The following is a 2,659-nucleotide window of genomic DNA, read 5'->3' as shown; positions in this document are numbered from 1 at the left end:
TTTCGAAATTGATGATATTCTTAATTCAAAATTTGAGAGTGAGTCTTTTGACTACATATTAGATAGAGGTTGTTTTCATGTTTTATCAATAGATGATAGAGAAACATATTTGAACCAAATTAAGCGAATTTTAAAGAAAAATGGAATAATATTTCTAAAATGTATGAGTAAAGATGAAAAAAACTTACCAGATGATAAAGGACCTCATAAATTTTTCAAAAATGAGATAATACATTATTTTCAAAATGATTTTGATATTAAAAAAAGTAAAGACACAGTATATTATGGAACACTGAAGCCATTACCAAAGGCACTGTTTTTTGTGATGAAAAAATCAGTTAAGATTTAACTCGAGTAACACATGGAAAAGTTGTAAATAAAATGAATTCTGCAATACTAATTACATATGATAAAGAAGATGCGGTAAACGAAGCTATTGGATTATGTGATGCTGCAGGAATTCAAGTCATACATACGATAAAACAGAATTTTCTAAAAAGACCAAAGTATGGCATAGGTGGTGGGGTTTTAGAAAAACTTGAAGAGATTTCAGAAAAGCTCAAACCAGATATTATTGTGTTTGATGAAATACTAAAGCCTAGCCAAAATTACAATCTAGCTTCAGTATTACATAGAGAGATTCTTGATAGAGAAGCATTAATTCTAGAAATTTTTGAAAGTAGAGCATCTAGTGCTGAATCTAAATTACAAGTGAAATTGGCTCAATTACGATATGAGATGGTCAGAGCAAAAGAAAAAATTCGTCTTTCAAGCATGGGTGAACAACCAGGATTCATGGGAATAGGAAAATTTGAGATTGATGTTTATCATAACGACATCAAACATAGAATGCAAACAGTAAAAGAAAAACTCGAAAGAGCAGGAAAACAAAGAGAGCTTCACAGACAAGGTAGAAAGAGACTCGGATTCAAAACAATATCACTTGCAGGATATACTTCATCAGGAAAAACTACATTATTTAATAAAATTACAGGAGAAACTAAAGAACAAAGTAAAAGTCTCTTTACAACATTATCCACAACGACAAGAAGATTTTCAATTGATCATGAACCGTATTTAATTGCAGATACAGTTGGATTTATCAGTAAATTACCAGCATATATGATAGATGCTTTCAAATCCACTTTAGAGGAATTAGTTCATACAGATGTCATAATAGTAGTAGTAGACATCAGTGATACTTTATTTGAATTGAAAAAGAAATTTGCAAGTTGTATGAGAACTTTAAGTGAATTGGGAGTTGAAATGGACAAGATAATTTTTGCATTAAATAAATCAGATTTATTATCTGTTGATGAAATTGAAGAAAAAATAGAACTTCTTAATTTAAAAGATTATAAAAAACGAATTGCAGTGTCAGCTAAAACAGGAAGTAATATTGGTGAATTAAAGGAATTAGCCAAAAATATTATTCAAAGTCAAAAATCACCTGAATACAAAAAAGATTCTTGGAAGGAGTTTCACAAATCATATGGTACTTGAGGTTGTAAGAATTGGGCAACGTCTAGTAAGAGATGACAGAGTAACTACTCATGTAGCATTGGTAGCAAGAGCATTTGGATGTACTAAAATTTTCATGACAGAAGTAAATCCAGAAATCAAAGACACTGTAGAAAAAATTAACAAAACTTGGGGCGGGGATTTTGTTGTTGAATTCATTGATAACTGGAAATCAATAGTAAAAAAGAAAAAGGAAGAATACAAAATAGTTCATCTTACCATGTATGGGGAAAGTATCGATGACGTAGATGAGCAGCTTAGAAAAGAGAAAAATTTGCTAATAGTTGTAGGCGCTGAAAAAGTACCAAGAGAGATATACGAACTTGCTGATTACAATATAAGTATAGGAAATCAACCTCACTCTGAAATTAGTGCATTGGCTATTACTCTTGATAGAATTCAAAAAGGAAAACAGTTTAAAAATAATTTTTCAGGTGCTAAAAGAAAGATAATACCCACAAAAAAAGGCAAAAACGTATTTGTGAGTGGAACAAGGGATTAATAATAGAAAATCAGCAGTGATTAGAGTTGGTAGACAAATACGAAGACCCTTTTGTTAGAATAGCATCCATGATAGGAGGAGATGAATATCTCAAGGTTGCAAGATCACTTTTGAAAGCAGAAGATGCCACAGATGAAGAAATTGCAAGTTCTACAGGTTTGAGAATCAATATGGTCAGGAAAGTATTGTATGATCTATTTGGTAAATCATTGATCACTGGAATTAGGGTAAAAGATGAACGTAAAGGGTGGTTTGTGTATAGATGGAGAACTCGTAGAGAGGAAGTAGAGCATTTCATTGAAAGTCAAAAAAAGAAAATTACAGAAAGGCTACAGCAAAGATTTGATTATGAAAACTATTCTGATTTTTATCATTGTGGAAATGAAGATTGTAACCGAGTTACATTTGAAGATGCATTAGAAGGAATGTTCAAGTGTCCATCATGTGGAAGTGTATTGAATTTAAAAAAGAATGATAAATCAAAAAAGGCATACTCTAAAAAAATTGATGAAATTAAAAAAGACATGCAACAGACTTTCTAGTCTAAATATTTAATTTAGAAAGACCAATAATTATGAACTTACCAAAACACCACTAATATTCACAAAAAATACTTTAGAAGCATCTAATATTTGA

At 30.6% G+C, this 2,659-nt stretch carries 4 protein-coding genes; all 4 read left to right on the top strand.

Features of this window, described 5'->3' with window-relative positions; genetic code table 11:
- Window positions 1–349, top strand: a 349-nt coding sequence (locus BG20_RS01515; RefSeq protein ID WP_010189974.1) for a class I SAM-dependent methyltransferase, incomplete at its 5' end; no start/stop codon positions are given.
- A 32-nt stretch (window positions 350–381) separates the two neighbouring features.
- Window positions 382–1,503, top strand: a complete 1,122-nt coding sequence (gene hflX / locus BG20_RS01510) for a GTPase HflX (protein WP_010189971.1) — start codon at window positions 382–384, stop codon at window positions 1,501–1,503.
- Window positions 1,493–2,023: a tRNA methyltransferase gene (locus BG20_RS01505; protein ID WP_010189969.1), complete on the top strand. Its 531-nt coding sequence runs from the start codon at window positions 1,493–1,495 to the stop codon at window positions 2,021–2,023. Before hflX ends, BG20_RS01505 begins: the two co-directional genes overlap by 11 nt.
- Before the next feature lie 26 nt (window positions 2,024–2,049).
- The gene (locus BG20_RS01500) at window positions 2,050–2,565 is read left to right on the top strand and encodes a transcription factor (protein ID WP_010189967.1); all 516 of its coding nucleotides are present in this window, start codon (window positions 2,050–2,052) and stop codon (window positions 2,563–2,565) included.
- The last annotated feature ends 94 nt before the right edge of the window (window positions 2,566–2,659 follow it).

The organism is Candidatus Nitrosarchaeum limnium BG20, assembly GCF_000241145.1.
Taxonomy (GTDB): Archaea; Thermoproteota; Nitrososphaeria; order Nitrososphaerales; family Nitrosopumilaceae; genus Nitrosarchaeum; species Nitrosarchaeum limnae.
Note: the sequence above shows the minus strand (reverse complement) of the source record. Positions and strands in the feature narration are given on the sequence as shown.